General features: G+C 44.7%; 8 protein-coding genes and 4 tRNA genes. 9 read left to right on the top strand and 3 right to left on the bottom strand.

Annotation, left to right across the window (positions count from 1 at the left end; translation table 11 throughout):
* The 4 genes from JHD44_RS03215 to recD all read left to right on the top strand — a co-directional run.
* The coding region (locus tag JHD44_RS03215; RefSeq protein ID WP_199461014.1) for an Ig-like domain-containing protein at positions 1-6031 on the top strand (6031 nt) is incomplete at its 5' end.
* A gap of 142 nt (positions 6032-6173) precedes the next feature.
* Positions 6174-9707, top strand: a complete 3534-nt coding sequence (recC, locus tag JHD44_RS03210; RefSeq protein WP_199461012.1) for an exodeoxyribonuclease V subunit gamma — start codon at positions 6174-6176, stop codon at positions 9705-9707.
* The gene (recB, locus tag JHD44_RS03205; protein WP_199461010.1) at positions 9704-13432 is read left to right on the top strand and encodes an exodeoxyribonuclease V subunit beta; all 3729 of its coding nucleotides are present in this window, start codon (positions 9704-9706) and stop codon (positions 13430-13432) included. Before recC ends, recB begins: the two co-directional genes overlap by 4 nt.
* A complete protein-coding gene (recD, locus tag JHD44_RS03200) occupies positions 13425-15470 on the top strand; it encodes an exodeoxyribonuclease V subunit alpha (protein ID WP_199461008.1) in 2046 nt (681 codons plus the stop codon). Before recB ends, recD begins: the two co-directional genes overlap by 8 nt.
* 63 nt (positions 15471-15533) lie before the next feature.
* Here recD and JHD44_RS03195 read toward each other — a convergent pair whose 3' ends face one another.
* Both JHD44_RS03195 and msrA read right to left on the bottom strand, forming a co-directional pair.
* Positions 15534-15953, bottom strand: a complete 420-nt coding sequence (locus JHD44_RS03195) for a GlcG/HbpS family heme-binding protein (RefSeq protein ID WP_199461006.1) — start codon at positions 15951-15953, stop codon at positions 15534-15536.
* Positions 15954-15964: 11 nt separating this feature from the next.
* On the bottom strand, positions 15965-16624 hold the full coding sequence (gene msrA, locus JHD44_RS03190) for a peptide-methionine (S)-S-oxide reductase MsrA (protein ID WP_233401667.1): 660 nt from the start codon (positions 16622-16624) through the stop codon (positions 15965-15967).
* Positions 16625-16776: 152 nt separating this feature from the next.
* Here msrA and JHD44_RS03185 point away from each other — a divergent pair, with 152 nt between their 5' ends.
* From JHD44_RS03185 to JHD44_RS03165, 5 genes are all read left to right on the top strand, one after another.
* Positions 16777-17667: a hypothetical protein gene (locus JHD44_RS03185; RefSeq protein ID WP_199461004.1), complete on the top strand. Its 891-nt coding sequence runs from the start codon at positions 16777-16779 to the stop codon at positions 17665-17667.
* Between the two features lie 136 nt (positions 17668-17803).
* Positions 17804-17880: transfer RNA gene (locus JHD44_RS03180), tRNA-Met, on the top strand.
* Positions 17881-17942: 62 nt separating this feature from the next.
* Positions 17943-18019 (top strand) — tRNA-Met (locus JHD44_RS03175).
* 45 nt (positions 18020-18064) lie between these two features.
* Positions 18065-18141: transfer RNA gene (locus JHD44_RS03170), tRNA-Met, on the top strand.
* A gap of 46 nt (positions 18142-18187) precedes the next feature.
* Positions 18188-18264 (top strand) — tRNA-Met (locus JHD44_RS03165).
* A gap of 272 nt (positions 18265-18536) precedes the next feature.
* Here JHD44_RS03165 and JHD44_RS19040 read toward each other — a convergent pair.
* The gene (locus JHD44_RS19040; protein WP_199461002.1) at positions 18537-19166 is read right to left on the bottom strand and encodes a TetR/AcrR family transcriptional regulator; all 630 of its coding nucleotides are present in this window, start codon (positions 19164-19166) and stop codon (positions 18537-18539) included.
* Positions 19167-19293: the final 127 nt, after the last annotated feature.

Here is a 19293-nt window from a genome sequence, read left to right as displayed (position 1 = left end):
CATTATCGAGAGTCAAACACCATCTATTGTATTGATTGATCCTGTCGCAAACGTTTCTGAGGAAGGTTTATCGGAAGGTAACCAAGACGATGAGGGGCAACCCGATACAACTAATTTAACAACGTTTACAGGGCAGTTTACTTACCCTGAATCTGTTGTTGATTTTGATATTGCTCTTGAATTGCCAGAAACTACTTTGAAATCAAATGGTATTGATGTTGTTTGGTCTAAAGATGGCGAGAGCATTGTTGGTTCGGCTGATGGTGTGACGGTAATTCGAGTTGATATCGCTGATATTGATTCAACTACTGGTTCTTACACTGTTACCTTGTTTGAACCACTAGATCACCCAGATACTGAATCTGAAGATGCATTAACTGTTGCATTTGATATTTCAATTTCCGATGGCGTGACTAGTTCTAGTAGTGAAGTAAGTATTGTAATTGAAGATGACTCGCCTGAAGGTGTGGATGTTGACGATTCTGTTGTTCTGATTTCTAGTTCGACTGCTGCAACTATATACTCTCTTGTTTCTTTAGAGGGTGGCTTTACAGATATTAACTTCGAATCAACTCAATACTCATCTAAAGATAAGTCTGAGGCACTCAATACAGATTCAGACAGTCTAAAAGATTTATTAAGCTGGGATGATTCTGACAGTGATGCAACTCAACTTTCACTGGTAGATTCGTCATCTTCAACATCTCAAAATGTTGGGGATTACTTAACCCTTGGACAATTTACCCATAAAAACTCTGAAATTGATGCGAGATACGTCTCTCTTGAAGATAGTGAAGTGTCTTATACCGCAGTGTTGAATATCGATGGTGTAGATGTAACCGTTACATTAACGGCGGATCTAAGCATTGAACAGCCTCTCAACTCAAGTTCAGATCCAGCAGACGTTGTGACTCTAACGAATCTCTCGTCTCAAGAGGTGACTGTTAATGGAAATACCTACAATATTAGCCTTGAAGGATTCCTGGTAAATGGTCAGTTAAGCTCAACACTAAAAACAGATGAAAATGATAGTCAAACTGTACCATTGGTTGCGAAAGTTGAGGTTGTTTCTGAAGCGACTGAATACTCAGAAATCAGTGGCAACATTACATTATCAGGTGATTTCGGTGCTGATGGTGGTGTACTAGCTGCTCAAACAATCACTGATCCAGAGTTTGGCACGATTACCATCGCAGCAGATGGTTCTTATGTTTATCAACCAAGTGAGTCTTTTGCTAATTCTATCGCAGCCGGTGCTACGTCGAATGCTACGTTTGTCTACACAACCGTTGATAACGATGGTGACTATGTTGAAAACACTTTAGTTATTGCTGTTGCGAACGATGCCGCTGCTACTGTAAGCGATACTGCTTTTGTTGTTGAAGGCTCTATTATTAGTGCTTCAGACAGTACTAGTGTTCTTGCAAATGATGCCAATAGCAATTCATTAAAGGTTGTTGGTATTGCATCTAATGAAAATGGTGACAATGCTGATACATCAAGTACTGGAGTATTTGTACTGACTACTTCACTGGGTGGCAAGGTTACTATGTACTCTGATGGTACATACGAATATGAGGCACCTGTACTTGATCATACTAATGAAGAAATTATTGAAGATTCGTTTACTTATCAAGTAAGTGATGGCTCTTCCGTTTCGGATTGGACGACGGTTACTATTAATGTTCAAGATACCAATATCGACACAGTAGATGATGTAGCAACGTTAAGTGTTGATGAAACTGCGACAGGTAATGTTTTCGACAATGATACGGGTGCCGATACGCCATTTACACTCACCAGTGTCGAATACAAAGGAACTGTATATGAGTTCCAGAACGGCAGTAGCTCTATGACGATCGATGCTGATTCTGGAACATTGACGATCAGTACTGATGGTCAGTATACCTTTGTTGCCGATGATAATCTTGCGACCACAGTTGATGTGAACCTGAGTAGTTCTTCTAATGTGTCTTTGTACGGGATTTTGTCGGGTAGTTACACAAATTCCGACGGTACTTTGATTTCATTAACAGAAGACTTAACCGACAATGTTTCTAAAACAGGAGCAGGAATAGGTGTTGGTGAGGGCGATAAGAGCCCTATTGATGCTGATTCCTCTTCAACTGAGACGCTTGTTGTCGGGTTCGATAGCTCTGTTTCTAGTATCAATATGGATATTAAGAACTCTACTGATAACGACAAGATTGATATTCAAGCATTTGATGCTCAGGGTAACCCACTAGCTACCGATGTTACTTTTGGTGCTACCAGTGGTAACAATTTAACAAATGTGACTGTGTCAACGTCTGCTGGTGAAATTGCTTACATTGCATTTTCTCTAACGGACGATGCCACTGACAACGATAACTACCGTGTAATCGAAAATATCGTAGTTACTTATTCAAATGATACGGATTCCTACTCTGATCAAGAAGTGTTCACTTATACTGCCTATGATCAGGATGGTGATACGGATTCTGCTGTTCTTACGATTGATGTTGCGGATGGTGGTACAACGGTTGTTGCTGATGTTAATCAGATCAATGAGGACGAATCACTAAATGTTAATGCGTCGGAAGGTGTGTTAGCTAACGATTCTAACTTCGGTGCGGTATCCGTCGCTACATTCACTATTGCAGGTGTTGCGAATAGCTATGCTGCTGGCTCAACAGTAACAATTGAGAACGTTGGTGAGTTTACTTTAGAAAGCGATGGTTCTTACACCTTTGATCCAGTCGAACACTGGGCTGGTGAAGTGCCAGTTGTGACTTATACTACAACTGAAGGCGAGTCTACTACGTTATCGATTGACGTCGTTGCGGTAGCAGATACCCCTATTTTCACAGGTTCAGGTGAAGAAGGTTTGATCTTGACCACGTGGGAGAGTGTTAAACCAACCGTTGATAATGGTGGCTATGGCTTGACGCCAGCGCAGTTGAGTTTCCTTGTAAACACTTATGATGTGTCGCAGGCCGATAGCTCAGTAATTGTTCAATCTGTGCCTAAAGTCAGCGGTGTTCCAGTTGATACGTTAACAACGATCACAGGGTATATTTATCTTGAGGCGGGCAGTACTTACTCCTTCTCTGGCGATGTTGATGATGGTTTCTATGTGAAAATCAGTGATGAGTTGGTTGCAGATGGTCAATGGAATGGCAGTGAAGCAAACAACTTCGTTGAAGGTTCATTCACAGCAGAGGAATCAGGTTATTATGCGATCGAGATTGCTCATCATAATGAAGATGGTCCAGGTTACTACGACGTATATATGTCTGTTGATGGCGGTGATGCACTCCAAATAAATTCTACTAACTTTGATGTTTACCCTAGTGCAGAGGCTGTACTTGCAGCTGATTTCGATGCTTCTTTCCCTGATGGTGTTTCTACTAATGCACCATTAAATGCGGGTGATGAAGGCACAGATATCAGTCTTCAATCTTTCAATGTGACATTCTTTGATACTGAAGATGGATCGGAGACTCATACGGTGTCTGTATCTGGGGGTCCTGTAGGTGCGACATTATCTGATGGGGTTAATGAAATTACCTTTACAAGTTCTACTGAATTGGTAGACGTTACAGGCTGGGATTTCGAAAATCTAACGATAAATGTGCCTTCTGTAGAGGCAGATGAGACGTTTACTCTTAACTTCTACGCAACGGCTATAGAATCATCTAATGGCGACTTGGCTTCAGCCTCAAAATCCATTGATGTGACGGTTTATAACGTTCCAGAAACGACTCCAATTACGATAAATGTTACAAGTGCTGATACTGTGGTTAGTGAAGAGGCACTTAGCGGTGGTATTGAAGATAACGAGGGTAGTCCAAGTGATTCTTCTAATAGTACCGTAGACACGGGTAACTTTATTGTTTCTGGTGCATCAAGTGCTGCGGTGGTTTCGCTTGCGTTTGTTGATGATCAAGAGCCAAGTCTAACGTCGAATGGTGTTGCTATCACTTGGACAACGTCAGCTAATAGCTTAGTGGGCATGGCTGGTGCAACTGAAGTGATCAGTATCTCGCTTAATTCAGAAGGTAACGGAGAGTACTCATACGATGTAGAGCTCTCCGCTCCGATTGATCATGCTGTTAAAGGTGCTGAGGACATTGAATCACTAGGTATTAACATAGTCGTTACTGATGGTGATGAAGTCGTCAAAGAGTCGGTAAGTGTTAGCATCGAAGATGACGCGCCATCACTTGCTGATGTGAATGCAGTTGCAACATTAACCAATACATCATCTGCCTTTACGGAAACGGTTGACTTTACCGGCTCTGCTGGTAACCAAAGCTCAATGTCCTTTAACAATGGAGCTGTAACTGTTACTGCGAAAGGTTTTGCTGATTCAAGTTCGGATAAACTTACTGATGCTAATGTCTATCAATATGGATCAGGCGTTGGTGTCAACAGTTCTGGTGATCGTGATCGTCTAAAAACTGAGATTGATTATCGCGTAACGAATTCAAGCGAGCAATCTGAGCAGCTTGTTGTTTCATTAGATGATGGTCTGGTGGCTTATGGTGCAGAAATTAGTTTCTCTTGGTTCTTTGGCGGTAACGAATTAGAAGTTGCTGTACTGAGCTTCTACAGAGATGGTGAGTTAGTAACTACGAAGGAGATTCGATCTGATCAAACTTCAGGCGTGGTGGACTCATCAATCACAATTACTGAAGGTGGGTTTGACACAATTGTATTTGAGTCTGCATCTAATGGTAATGGAGCAAATTCAGATAACAGTGATTACAGCATTAGCTCGATCACTTTCACTGGTGCATCAACAGATACGGTGATTGCAGAGACATCTGGAACAGTAGGTAACATTGGTGCAGACGGGTTTGGTTCAGTGACATTTGCAGCGGATGTTGCAGCTACCATTGAGAATCTATTTGCACAAGCTAGTGTGTCTGTGGATGCAGAAGTATTGAACAGTGGCAACCGCTTACTTGTTGAGGATGAAAATGGTGACGCCATTTTTGAAATTCAACTGACTCCAGCAACAGGTCAATGGGAATTCTTCCAGTATCAAGAGCTTTCAGGCGTTGACTCAGCGCTTGCTGTTGGCTTGATTGTAGAAGATGCTGATGGTGACTCTAGCTTGATCAACTTAAATATTGATGCTGAGGTTGCTACAGGATCGGACGATACCAGTGGAGATTCTAATACAGATAACACTAGCAGCTCTGGTGTGACTGGAGATGACAATCTTTGGGAACCAAATAACATTGTAGGTGATGATCAGGATAACGAAATCTATGCGGGTGCGGATGATGACACTGTTAAAGGTGGTCTGGGTGACGACACATTGTATGGTGAAAGTGAGAATGATCAACTGTTTGGTGAAGAGGGTAATGACACACTACACGGTGGCTCCCAAAATGATACTTTAGAAGGGGGTGATGGTAATGATGAACTGTATGGTGAGGCCAACGATGATTCGTTGATTGGAGGTCTAGGAGATGACTTGCTAGATGGTGGATCAAATCTAGATTCACTTTACGGCGAGGAAGGTAACGACACCTTGAAAGGTGGCTCAGATGATGACTCTCTGTATGGAGGAGCTGATGATGATTCACTTTATGGAGAAGGTAATAATGACCTTCTAGATGGCGGTGAAGGCAATGACTACCTTGACGGAGGTGCTGGAGCTGACAACCTTCTAGGTGGTGATGGTGATGATATCCTGTTTGGTGGTGAAGGATACGGTATCGATACAATGGAAGGCGGATTAGGGAGCGATACATTCGTGCTTGAAGGTGACGGTGCTAAAGATGTCATCCAAGATTTCGATATCGTCAATGATGCTCTGGATGTATCGGATCTATTGACGCTACCATCTGATGAAGAAGACATTGAGAAGTTCCTAAACGACAACCTATCAGTGACTGAAAGTGGAGTTGGTGTTGTAGAGAGTGAATACACCACCAAAGAAATTGCTACTTTCGGTTCGGATAGTAATGTCGACTCTGGAGATTCACTAAAAGTTATCTTCAATAACACCGAATATAACATCAATATTGATGGCTAATAATTAGTCTCTTGTATGTTTCAAAAGCCAGCTTTCGAGCTGGCTTTTTTATTTTTAAAACAAGCGTTTGATGGCGTCATTATCTGTCGTGACTTTGGTGTACCATAGACCTAATTTGAGTATTGGGCGAAAGGGGCATGATGTGAGCAGTTGGCCGACAGGATTGATGGTCATTCAGGGCAATCGTCTTGAATCGTTGAAAGATGTGTTGGTGGAATGGATCAAGCGTTATCCGCTGGAGCCATTGGAGACGGATAAGTTCCTGGTGCAGAGTAATGGTATTGCTCAGTGGTTGCAGCAGGCATTGGCTCAAGACGAACACGATGGCGGTGTGGGAATTGCGACCTCCATTGATGTCTCGTTACCGGGGCGTTTTATCTGGGAAGCGTATCGTGCGGCGTTTTGGGAGTTAGATACTCAGTCTCCATTTGATATGAAGCCGATGACATGGCGTTTATTCCGCCTGTTAAAAGATTTGAGCGCCATAAATCAAGATGGACACTACAATTCACTGATTCACTTTATCGCTACGGGTAAAAACGAAGAGCATCGCCGTTATGTATTAGCGGAGCGTATTGCCAAGTTGTTTGACCAATACCAAGTCTATCGTGCGGACTGGTTGCAAGCGTGGCAGGACAATTTAGATGTCTTGCCAAAGCGTGACGAGCCTGCCAATAGCCAATCCAAATCTGTGCCTGATGATCAGTTGTGGCAACCGATGCTTTGGCGTTATTTAGTGCAAGACGTTGAGCAAGATCCACAGTTTGCACAGGGCAAACGTCAAATCGTTAACCGTTCGCAAATCCACCAAGACTTTATCGAATATTGTCGCAACCAAACCTCTATGGAAGGCTTGCCGCGCCGTATTGTTGTGTTTGGTATTTCGTCATTGCCTAACCAAATTTTAGAAGTCTTTCACGCCATTGCACCGTTTACGCAGATCTTGTTGTTCACCATGAACCCAAGTGAATTTTACTGGGGAGACTTAATCGAAGGGCGACAACTGTTGCGCCAAGCAAAGTCTCGTCGCCCGGTAAAAGATGGCCGAAACGGCAAAGACATTTCCCTTGATGATGTGCATTTGTACGGTAATCCATTGCTGGCTTCTTGGGGCAAACTGGGGCGTGATTATCTGCACTCGCTCGATGAAAAAGACCAACCAGACCAATACCAAACCTTCTTTGTTGACAGCAAAATAGACCTGTTCGAGTCTCCGGGAGTGGGGACGATGTTGCAGCAGTTACAAGACGATATTTTCAACTTACGCAGCATTGAAGACAGCAAAGCGCTGGCCCGTCATATAGACCTAGAGCAGGATCAAAGCATTCGCTTTGTGGAAACCCATAGTCGCCAACGTGAGGTCGAAGTGCTTCACGATGCCTTGCTCAATGAATTTGAACAAGCCAAGCAACAAGGCGAGCCATTAGAGCCTCGTGACATCTTGATCATGGCTCCTGATATCAATGTTTACGTGCCGCATATCGAAGCTGTCTTCGGTCGTTTTACTAAATACGGTGATCACGCCGACGAGCGTTTTATCCCATTTCATGTGGCCGATCAAAGTGCTCGGCAGCAGCATCCGATTGTAGCGGCGTTTGAGTCCCTGTTATCCATTTCACGTTCGCGCTTTGAAGCAACCGACTTGCTTTCCTTATTGGATATTCCGGCATTGCGTAAGCGTTATGGTATGACCGAAGGCGATGTTGTGACGCTGAAAAGTTGGATTGAACAGGCCAATATTCGCTGGGGATTAAACCAAGAGCAACGTAAAGGTTTGGGGCTGACGTATCCTTCTGAGCAAAACACTTGGGTGTTCGGATTAAAGCGAATGCTGCTGGGGTATAGCGTTGGCAACGGTGAAATCTGGCAAGATGTTTTGCCCTATGGCGATATTGGTGGACTAGAAGCTCGCTTGCTCGGTCAAATGCATCGTTTAGTCGACGATGTACAAACGGTTTGGCAAAGCTTCAATGAGCCCAAGCCATTGTTAGATTGGAGCCAAGCACTTCAAAGCTGTCTGCAGACATTCTTTGAGCCAAGTAATGATCATGAACGTCGGGTGATTACACGGATTGAAGATCAGATTGAACTGCTTGAAGAAACCGTTCGTGGTTCGGGTGTTGATGAAGAGTGCGTTGCCATCGAGGTGGTGCAAGAAACACTATTAGGGCAAATGGATGAACCGTCGTTAAGTCAGCGCTTCCTATCTGGCTCGGTGAACTTTGCCACTTTAATGCCAATGCGCGCGATCCCATTCAAACAAGTGTATTTGATTGGTATGAACGACGGCGATTACCCACAAGTCAGCACGCCAATGGATTTTGACTTGATGGTGGGAGATTACCGCCCTGGTGACCGTTCTCGCCGTGAAGATGCCCGTTATTTATTTCTAGAGGCGGTATTGTCGGCCCGAGATAAGCTTGTGGTCAGCTGGCAGGGTCGCAGTGCCAAAGACAATGCAGAGCAGCCCCCTTCGGTGCTCGTTGGCCAGTTACGTGATTACCTTGGCAAGGCATGGACCAATAAAAACTTACTGAAAAGTCTAACCAACGATTTCCCAATGCAGCCATTTAGCCGCCAGTACTTTGTTGAAGGCTCACCACTTTTTACCTACCAAAAAGAGTGGGAGCACAATAACGAAGTGACTTTGGGGCAAGAGCAACCTCTGCCAGATTGGCAACCGGATGCACCGCTCGATGTTCGTAAGCTCACAGCTTTGCTGCGTTCACCTGTAGATGCTTTGTATGCGCAGCGCTTAGATATTCACCGTCCGAGTGAAATTGAAGAAACCAAGGTGGTGGAGAATTTCGTTAGTAATGGACTGGATGAATGGCAGGTGCACGACACTATTTTACAATATGCCAAGCGTTTTAACCCGTCAGAGTCCGAGTGGGATGATCGAGTCGAACAAGAACTCCAGCGTCATGTGGCAGCAGGTGAGTTGCAAGCTGGTGCGTTTTCAGAGATTCGTCGAGATAAGCTGTTCCCAACCAAAGTGAAAGCCTTGTATTTCTCATGGCGTCACCATGTGGAGGCTTTAAGTGTGAAGCCAGATACATTACGTCAATTTGAACGTGTGATGGATGAAAAGTCCGGTCTTGTGTTTGCAGACGATCTGGAGCGTTTGTATTTCTCCGGTAATGGCAATTTGACCCAGTTTATTTTGCAAACCTCTAATGTCTATGGCGAAGCAAAAATCTCCGAAGAAGAGTTTCCACGCCCGATTACCAAAAATGATATTGGTAGTAAGGTGCGTTGGTCGAACTTAGTGTTGGGCTGGGTAAAGCATGTTGTGGCCAATGTAGCTCATAAAGGCAACGTACAAACGCAAATCCTATCCCCTAACGGCGATATGAAATTCAGAACACTGACTCAAAAAGACGCCGAGGAGTACTTAAGTGTGTTAGTTGCGGTTTGGCAGAAAGCCATGAAAGCACCGCTTTGCTTTGGTGTGAATGGGGCGATGGCCTATTTGAATAAAGGCCGCTCGAAAAAGTCTGATGTAGACCGCATGGCGGAAGCCTATTTCAACAGTGATCTTGCCAGTTCCGCTAGCCACTATGCTCGTCAGCATTTCCAAGCTCCGTTGTCAGAAGCGCAAGTAACACAATTTGAGGCACTGATCCCAGAGTTATGCCAGCCGATGTTGAATTGTTTGCAGGAGGAAAAAGCATGAGCGATAACACCAAACAACTGAATGCTTTAACCTTCCCGCTGACGGGGTCTGCACTGATCGAAGCCAGTGCCGGCACAGGTAAAACCTACACTTTGGCGTTGTTGTATTTGCGCTTAGTGCTAAAGCATGGTGGTGAAAACAGCTTTTCAGATTACTTGCTGCCGCCCAATATTCTCGTTGTGACCTTCACCAAAGCGGCGACACGTGAGCTGCGAGATCGTATTCGTGCTCGCTTGGTCGAAGCCGCAGCGTTTTTTCGTGGTGATCTCGAATCAAAAGACGAAGCGCTGATTAAACTACGTAACGAAGTCGAGCAGGAGCAAAGCCTGAATTCAGCGGCACGTCGCCTCGATGTGGCCGCGGAATGGATGGACGAGGCCGCGGTGTCGACCATTCACTCGTGGTGTAGTCGTATCCTATCGGAGCATGCGTTCTATAGCGGTTTAAGTTTCTCACAAACACTGATCGAAAATGAAAAACCAATGGTGTTGCAAGCTTGCGAAGATTACTGGCGAGAAATGGTTTTCACCCTAGATGAACCAGAATTGCGTCAGGTTTTGGGTTGTTTCAAATCCCCCGCAGATCTATACAACACTGTAAGCCGAGTTATTTACAAAGTTGATGCCATTCAAAAAGTGCCGGATAACATCAGTGAGCAGCTTATAGAGATTGCGAAAGACCGTGAAGCCAATGTGAGTGACCTGAAATCAAAGGTGCGTGATGCTTTGCCCGTTCTGCAAAAAGGCTTTGAGGATGCTGCGAAACAAAAGCTTTTCAAAGCTACGTCCCTGAATGCAAAGCACCGTGCTTCAGTCTTTGATGGCTTAACGGAATGGGTGAGTTCTGCCGGTGAATCTCTTTCGATTTTGCATAAATTATTTAGCGGTAAGAGCTTTACTAAGATTGCTTTGGTCGACCGTGATTTTTGGACGACCCCCGTTATTCCAATTGATCTAGGTGCTGCAAGGGTTTTAAGCGATCTTCAAGAAGCTATCGAAAAGCTGATTACACCAGATCAATTTCTTATAAGCCATTCAAGTCATTGGGTCGCTAAGCGCGTAGAAGACGAAAAGCTACAGATCGGTGCGTTGAGCCAAAACGATCTGTTGATCAAGCTCGATCAAGCACTACAGGGTGAAGGTGGCGAGCGTTTAGCCGAAGTGATTCGTAAGCAGTTTCCCGTGGCCTTGGTAGATGAGTTTCAAGACACCGACCCTGTGCAGTATCGGATCTTTAACACCATTTACAATGTCGCTGAGCCGCATCCTGATACTGGCTTCTTTATGATCGGTGATCCGAAACAGGCGATTTACCGCTTTCGTGGAGCGGATATTTTTACCTATTTAGCGGCGAAAGAAGACACTGGCGATCGCCAATATACGCTAACACATAACTTCCGCTCAGCTTCAGAGCTAGTCCATCGAGTGAATAAATACTTTGAGTTCGCTGATCAACACAACCAGACCCAAGGTGCTTTTTTATTCAAAGACAAAGGGGCTAACCCGATTCCATTTTTACCTGTGAAATCCGGTAAAGAGGGCAAGCCGATTGCCTTGTTGGTAGACGGTGAAGTGGTTGCGCCACAGCAGGTTTGGAATCTAGAAATTGATGAAGATAACGAAGATGAGAAAGATAAAAAGTGGGATCGTGCCGAGGTTACAGCGAAGGAAATCACACATCTTTTAAATTTATCCGAGGCGGGGCGCGCGAAGATCAATCTAGGTGAGGGCGAGCGTAAGCTTTTGCCGAAAGATTTTGCTGTGTTGGTAAACAGCGGCAATCAAGCGCGACAGATTCGCCGTGCGTTGTTTGAATTAAACGTCTCCAGTGTGTACTTATCTGACTCAAACGACGTGTTTGAAACCGAAGAAGCCCAGGATATTTTGCGTGTGCTACGAGCGATGGCGGAGCCTTACAATAGCTATCATTTGCGTATTGCTCTGGGTAGCCGTTTGATGGGCATGAGCCTTTATGAATTGGATCGTTTGAACCACGACGAAGTATTCTGGGAAAGCTTTATTGAGCAGTTCAGAAGCCTACATCACCATTGGTTGTCATTTGGCGTGATGGCGACGTTGCATCGCTTCTTTACCGAGCAAAAAGTCACCAGTCGTTACTTAAATGACGCCAATGGCGAGCGTTCAATCACAGACTTATTCCATATTACTGAATTGCTGCAGCAAGCCTCAGAAGTGGTGCAGGGTCAACAAGCGCTGATTCACCATTTGGAGCAATGCATTACTAGTGAAGCGTCTGGCGAAGAAAGTCGCCAACAGCGCTTAGAAAGCGATGCGGACTTGGTGCAAGTGGTCACCGTTCACAAATCCAAAGGTCTACAGTATCCGATTGTTATGCTGCCATACTTAGATTATGCACGTCCTGTGAAAAGCTCTGATGTGCCGATCGAATACCATCATACGGATGGTGAGCTGCGTTTAACCTTCACCCCTGAAGCAGATGAAGTACAGCAAGCTGATTTTGAACGTCTGGCGGAAGATGTACGTAAAATCTACGTCGCTATGACCCGTGCCGTATGCGCGCAGTGGGTGGCAGTGGAAGATCCCAAAGGCACCAAAGAGAATCCTGAGCCAGAGCTGAATTCAGCAGGTCACGCCTTGGTAGGGCGCAGCGGAGGCTCGGTTTTAACGCAATACAAAGATATGGATGAAGTCTTCACAGTAGCTGAGCCAAAAGTAGAGGTAGACGCTTATAAACCTTCTGAAGACTTATCGCCTCGGGATGCACGTCGTGTGCACGATTTGGGGATTGAGCCTTGGTGGATTGCAAGTTATTCGTCTATTCAATACGGGGCAAAAAGTGAGCCGGTATTCCCACAGAGTACCGAAGCTGAAAAAGCCATTGATGAACAAATCAGTGACGATGATACAGAGCAAAACGAATCCAGTGTAAGTGGTAAAGCGTTGAAGCTGATTCACCGATTGCCTCGCGGTAGTTTTATGGGGACGTTTTTACACGGATTAATCGAATGGGCTGCTGAGCAACGTTTTGAAACACCAGAAGGTCAGCGATTGCTAGGTTTTTCAGCAGCCGTCGCAGATGATGATTCACGCTTAGAAGCGCTATACAGCCGCTGTCGTAAGCGTAACTTGGATGAGTTTGCGCTGGGCTTGTCGGATTGGTTAAAAGACTTCTTGTCTACGTCGTTTGATCTTTCTTCGTTAACTCAAAAATCGGAGCAAAAACTTCGACTAATGAACTTATCGCCAAAGCACATTGCGGTTGAGCTTGAGTTTATGTTTGCTGCCAACACAGTGAACACCATACGAATGGATGAATTAGTGCGTCGTCATACTTGGCAAGGAAAAGAGCGTCCGATGGCGAGCTTCCAAGCGTTGCAAGGCATGTTTAAAGGGTTTATCGACTTAGTGGCAAACATCGATGGTCAGTACTTTGTGATCGACTGGAAGAGTAATTTCTTGGGTAGTAGCGATGAGGATTATCACGCGGATGCGCTACAAGAAGCTTTATTGAAAAAGCGTTATGACCTGCAATACGTGTTGTATTTAGTGGCCTTACATCGGCATTTGAAAGAGCGTATTCCGAATTACTCTTACAATGAGCATGTCGGGGGCGCAATTTACTTCTTCTTGCGTGGTTATGAAAACCACGAGACTCAGGGGCTTGTGATGGACAAACCGCCAACAGTGCTGATTGAAACGTTAGACCAGCTTTTTGCAGGCGTGCAGGAGGTTGACCATGTCTAATGTGATTCTTATGAAATCTTGGGTGGATGAGGGCTTAATTCGATACGTTGATTATGCATTGGTGAAGTTTATCCAAGAACAAACTCAGAATGTTTCCGACGAAGCCCTGTTAGCGATCATGCTCACCAGTCACAGCGTGGCATTGGGTCAGGTCTGTATCAACCTAGAGGATGTGATAAACACACCAGAAGTTTTGTTTAGCATGGAAGAGGGTGATGACGAAGCACAGCAAATTGCACGTGTGCAAATGCTAGAGTGGGTCAAGAGTTTATCGTTAAAGCCTTGGATTAATGCAATCAAGGTATGCTCCGCCGTTGCGGTGGCTGATGCATCGGGTGTGGTGGAAGGCGGTCCAAACTCTCCATTAGTGCTGGTCGAAAGCAATGGTTCAGCGTTGTTGTATTTACGTCGCTACTGGCAAGCCGAAGATATCATCGTAAAAGCGATACGTGCGCGCTTAATGTCTTCTAGTCAAATCGATGATAGTGATATTAGAAGTCTGCTGGCCGATTTATTTGCAGGTAATAAAGAGTTTGTGACGGATACGGATTGGCAGCGTATCGCCTGTGGTATTGCAGCCAGCAACCACTTTTCCATTATTACCGGTGGTCCAGGAACCGGTAAGACTACCACCGTCTTGAAATTACTGGCCCTTTTGCAGGCAGAGCGTCTAAAGCAGGCGCTTCCGCCCCTTGCGATCCGTCTTGCTGCTCCGACAGGTAAAGCCGCAGCGCGATTGAATGAGTCCATTGCGGATAACTTACAACGATTGCAACTGCCAGAGTTTGAAAATATTCAACCGGAAGATTTAAAAGCCGTCATCCCAACACAGGTCATGACGTTGCACCGTTTGCTTAAGCCTAAGCCCAATACTCGACAGTTTATGCATAACAAGGCCAATCCATTAGTGGCCGATATTGTTGTAGTTGATGAAGCCTCCATGATCGATATTGAGATGATGGCAAGCTTGTTTGAGGGTATTGAGCCGACGACACGGGTAATTTTGTTAGGTGATAAAGATCAGCTTGCTTCGGTTGAGGCGGGTTACGTGCTAGGAGATCTTTGTCGCGGCGCACTCGAAGGACACTACACACCTGACACCATGGAATGGATTAAAAACGTCTGTGGTGAAGAGGTGAGCGATGATTATCGTGACGAGCAGGGCTCGATGCTCAATCAGGCGGTTTGTATGCTGCGCAAAAGTTACCGATTCCTTGAAGGTGGTGTGATTCACCGCTTGGCAAGCTTGGTAAATGAAGAGCGTGACAACTATCTTGAAGCCCCGAAAATGGATGAGCTAAAAGAAATTTTCGCAGAAAAAGATGCTGTGAATAGCGTGCCTGTATTGCGTTTGTTAACACAGCCGCAGCATCCTGACTCAGCTTTAGAGACAAGTTTTAAAACCTTGCTCACAACTGGCTATGGTCATTATTTGGATGTGGTGGCACAAATGCCACAAACCCTTGATACAAATGCATTCGATCAATGGGGGAAAAAGGTTTTACAGGCTCATACGAATTTTCAGTTACTGGTTGCACTGCGTAAAGGCGACTGGGGGCTTGAAGGTATGAATGACCAGATTGAGCGTTTGTTAGTTTCTGATAAGAAGCTTATGGATACCGATAGTCTGTGGTATCTAGGTCGTCCTGTCATGGTGACACAAAATGATTACAGTGTTGACCTGATGAATGGTGATATTGGTATTAGCTTACGCTATCCAGTGAATGGCGAGCTGAAGCAGCGTGTTGTCTTTTCAGATGGCAAAGGGGGCGTGCGCTGGGTGTTGCCAAGCCGCTTGCAGAGTGTTGAGACAGTGTTTGCTATGACGGTACACAAATCCCAAGGGTCTGAGTTCCATCACACCGCTATGCTGCTGCCAAGCCAGAGCTCACCTATTTTGACCAAAGAGCTGATCTATACGGGCATTACTCGCTCTAAAAAGCATTTCACCCTGATTTCTGGGGGAGAGACTGTGCTCGAAGAAGCCATGAATAGGAAAGTAGAGCGAAAAAGCGGTCTAAGTCTCTATATCAGTTAAGTGATCGGCTTGACCATTGGTGAAAAGAAACCGAGAAGTGCATAGGCACTTCTCGGTTTCTTGTTAAGAAAGGACGCTAAATCCAGCCAATGCGCATTCGTCATCTTGTACAACGTTGCCGCCTGCAACCCCGATGCCACCAACAACTTGACCGTTAAGAATAATTGGTTGCCCGCCGCCAAACATCGCCACATTGTCATGGTTGGCTAGGCCTGTCATGACAATAGGTCGAGACTCGAGTTTATCCTTCCAGTCTGCCGTCGGAATACCATAATAAGCTGCTGTTGCGGCTTTTCGTTGAGCAAAATCGTAGGCTGGCAAAGGTGCGCCAGGCATTCTTAAGGTGACAAGCGGGTGCCCCGCGTGATCACAAACAACAATATTCATCTTGAAGTTCTTACTGTTGGCGAAGGCAAGTGCTGCATTTGCCATTTTCTGTGCCGTTTCAAGAGAAATGGAGCTAATTTGTATCGTCTCAGACATTTCTAATCCTATTAAACCGTTAAGCCAATTGGGCACGAAACGCCTGTGCCACCGAGTCCACAGTACCCATTTGGGTTCTTGTGAAGATATTGCTGATGGTATGTCTCAGCATAATAAAACGTATCCAGTAATTCGATCTCAGTTGTGATCATACCAAAACCGCTGGCTAACAGGCGTCGTTCAAACTTATCTTTACTGGCTTTTGCGAAGGCTAAATCTTCTTCGTTTAACGCATAGATGGCAGAACGGTACTGGCTACCAATATCATTGCCTTGACGCATGCCTTGGGTAGGGTCGTGGTTTTCCCAGAAGACCTTTAAGACTTCTTCTAGAGTGATTTGATTGGTATCGAAAATCACTCTTACCACTTCCGTGTGTCCTGTTTGCCCAGTACATACTTCTTCGTAGGTAGGGTTAGGTGTGTAACCGCCGGCATAGCCCACAGCGGTTACCGTAACGCCAGGCGTGTTCCAGAACTTGCGTTCAGCGCCCCAGAAGCAACCTAAAGCTAAAATAACCTCTTTTTCGTTGCTTTTGGGAGGGCGCTTAATGTTATCTTTTGTAACTGAATTTATTTCATCTATGAATAGTGGTTCACTTCTTCCTTTTAATGCATTTTCTTTTTCTGGTATTTCCATTTTTTTCAATAGTTTATGATGGTTTTCTTGCATTGTGTTACCTTCATTATACTTGATTTATTTTGTGTAAAAAATGATCTAATTTAACTTTTCATTACATTAAGATGCAAAAGTCTACCATCAAAAGATGGTGTTACAGAGGCTCTAGCATACACTTAAGAAATCTAACTTAGGGAAGATTAATTATGTCTGATGCGCTAATAATCTGGGATGCGAGAAATTGCAATGAAGCATTGCAGATGTTTATAGAAGAGTTGCGTCGTGAGTTAGATCGCTTTTCTCTTTCATATAAAATCGTCTCCCTTTCGGATAACTCTATTTCTGGTGAAATGAGCATTAAACCAAGTATGCGCTCACTCCTTGACTTAGTTTATTCCGAGGCGCCTTTACACTTAATCACTTTTGGCGCTAAGGCAAATGCCTTGGCCACACTTGTCAGTCCTACGCTAAGATGTAAGTTGCATACTAATCGTCTTCCTAGTTGGCTCGATCAAAACACAGTCCCTTCTACTATATTACGGATAGCTAGATATATTCATAAAGAGGTTAGCTGGGGGGATGGTGGCGATCTTAGTGATTATTTTTTCCCTAAAGCTTTCTCTGCCGCTTCTTCAAGAGTCCTCTTTTTAGAAGAAGACTGTTTAACAGACAAAATGCAGTCACATGCAAAACTGCATAAGCTCGACTTTAGTGTGTGCTCAGTACAAGACTTTCTGCCACCATCTCAACTATTGTTGCAAAAGTGTGGTTTACTTGTGTTGTCTGCTGAAATGCACAATGAACATAATATCATTGAAGTAGCGAACGGCTATGGTATGCCTGTGTTGCTGATTTCACCTGATAATCGCCATTTCGGTATTCGAGAAGGTGAAAATGGCTGGGTTGTGAATGACATCCAAATGCCTCATTACGGCAACTATTTAAAAAATTGGCAAGGTATGTCTCAGAATACAAGGGACATGATTGCTCTCTATTGCCGTACCACTCAATCTGATCAGTCTGGCTTAAGGTGTTACTGCGCGTCTTTTGGTTACCCAGAGCGTTTAGAATTAAAAGATTTTAGGCTAAGGGGTTGACCTCGTTCTAAAATGTCTCTAATATGCGCACCTCGTTGAGACGGGAAGCTTTAGAACTTAAAGCGTAACCAGTTCTTAGCAGGTGTTTGCATTTCTAAAATGCACACCAAAAGTGATTAGTTAAAACTAAATCAGGCGCGGGATGGAGCAGTCTGGTAGCTCGTCGGGCTCATAACCCGAAGGTCGTCGGTTCAAATCCGGCTCCCGCAACCATTTAGTTTTACAGCTACCATAATCACTTGAATGAAATCTTAGACAGTCATTAGACTGAATGGCGCGGGATGGAGCAGCCTGGTAGCTCGTCGGGCTCATAACCCGAAGGTCGTCGGTTCAAATCCGGCTCCCGCAACCAATTCTAAGATTCACATTCTACAATCAGTTATCTTTGACTGTCAGGCGCGGGATGGAGCAGCCTGGTAGCTCGTCGGGCTCATAACCCGAAGGTCGTCGGTTCAAATCCGGCTCCCGCAACCAGTTCAAAGATCAAAATTCAAAAGTCATATTCTTAGACTTTTTCAGGCGCGGGATGGAGCAGCCTGGTAGCTCGTCGGGCTCATAACCCGAAGGTCGTCGGTTCAAATCCGGCTCCCGCAACCAATTTAAGACTTACACTCCAAAGTCTTTCTAAGTAGTAAGTCCAAAATCTTTCTTAGCAGTAAATCCAGATTTTATACGTTCGGTTATAACCCGAAGGTCGTCGGTTCGCTCTCTAAATTTAAACAGGGGCTCCCGCAACCAACTCGAGACTTACACTCCAAAGTCTTTCTAGCAATAAACTTCCAAGCTTATATTGTTCGGTCATAACCCCAAGGTCGTCGGTTCGTTCTCTAAATTTAAACAGGGGCTCCCGCAATCAACTCAAGACCCATTTAATTACTCTCGCTGTTTGTTTTAAAAGCTCTCAAGAAAGTATCGACTGCTAGTTTTGTCCAATGATCAATTTGTGCATCAGAGGGCTTGGAGCTCGGATACATCAACCCCTGCATTTGTCCTTCACCACGAAGCATACTTACAAATAAGGCGGTTGCTTGGTTAACACCCATTGGGTGAAACGATAGGTCGCCTTTCTGTTCCGCTTCAGCTAAATAGCTTGCAATGGTTTCATTGATGCTTTGCGGGCCAGAAATGTAGAAGATGTCGCCCATGTCGGGGAAGCGAACGGACTCTGCAGCAACGGTTCGATAAAGGGCGATGCCTTCAGGGGATAATATAATTTTCAGATAGGTCTTACCGATTTGAGTCAAAATATCTTCGACATGATCGGAAGTAGCCTGAATGCCGGTCACTTCGGTGGTGGTAAGTTTGCAGCGTTCTTCAATTACGGCCGTAAATAATGCCTCTTTCGTTGCATAACGATTGTAAATAGTGGCTTTTGATACGCCTGCTTCTTTTTGAATCATATCCGTTGATGCGGCTGAAAAGCCGTGCTGCAAAAATACTCGCGTTGCAGCCTCAAGAACACATAATGTTTTTTTGTCGAGGGTAGGTTCTTTATTCACGTCTTTTACCTGTCTATTGAAGCATGTGAATTTTAATCATAGTTCAATCTTGACACAAGGTGTACCGATCAGTTTAAATCCACATAAAGAACTGTACCGTTCAGTTCATTTTAGTGTTTAAAGTACT

The organism is Marinomonas ostreistagni, from assembly GCF_016461785.1.
GTDB classification, from domain to species: domain Bacteria; phylum Pseudomonadota; class Gammaproteobacteria; order Pseudomonadales; family Marinomonadaceae; genus Marinomonas; species Marinomonas ostreistagni_A.
Note: the sequence above shows the minus strand (reverse complement) of the source record. Positions and strands in the feature narration are given on the sequence as shown.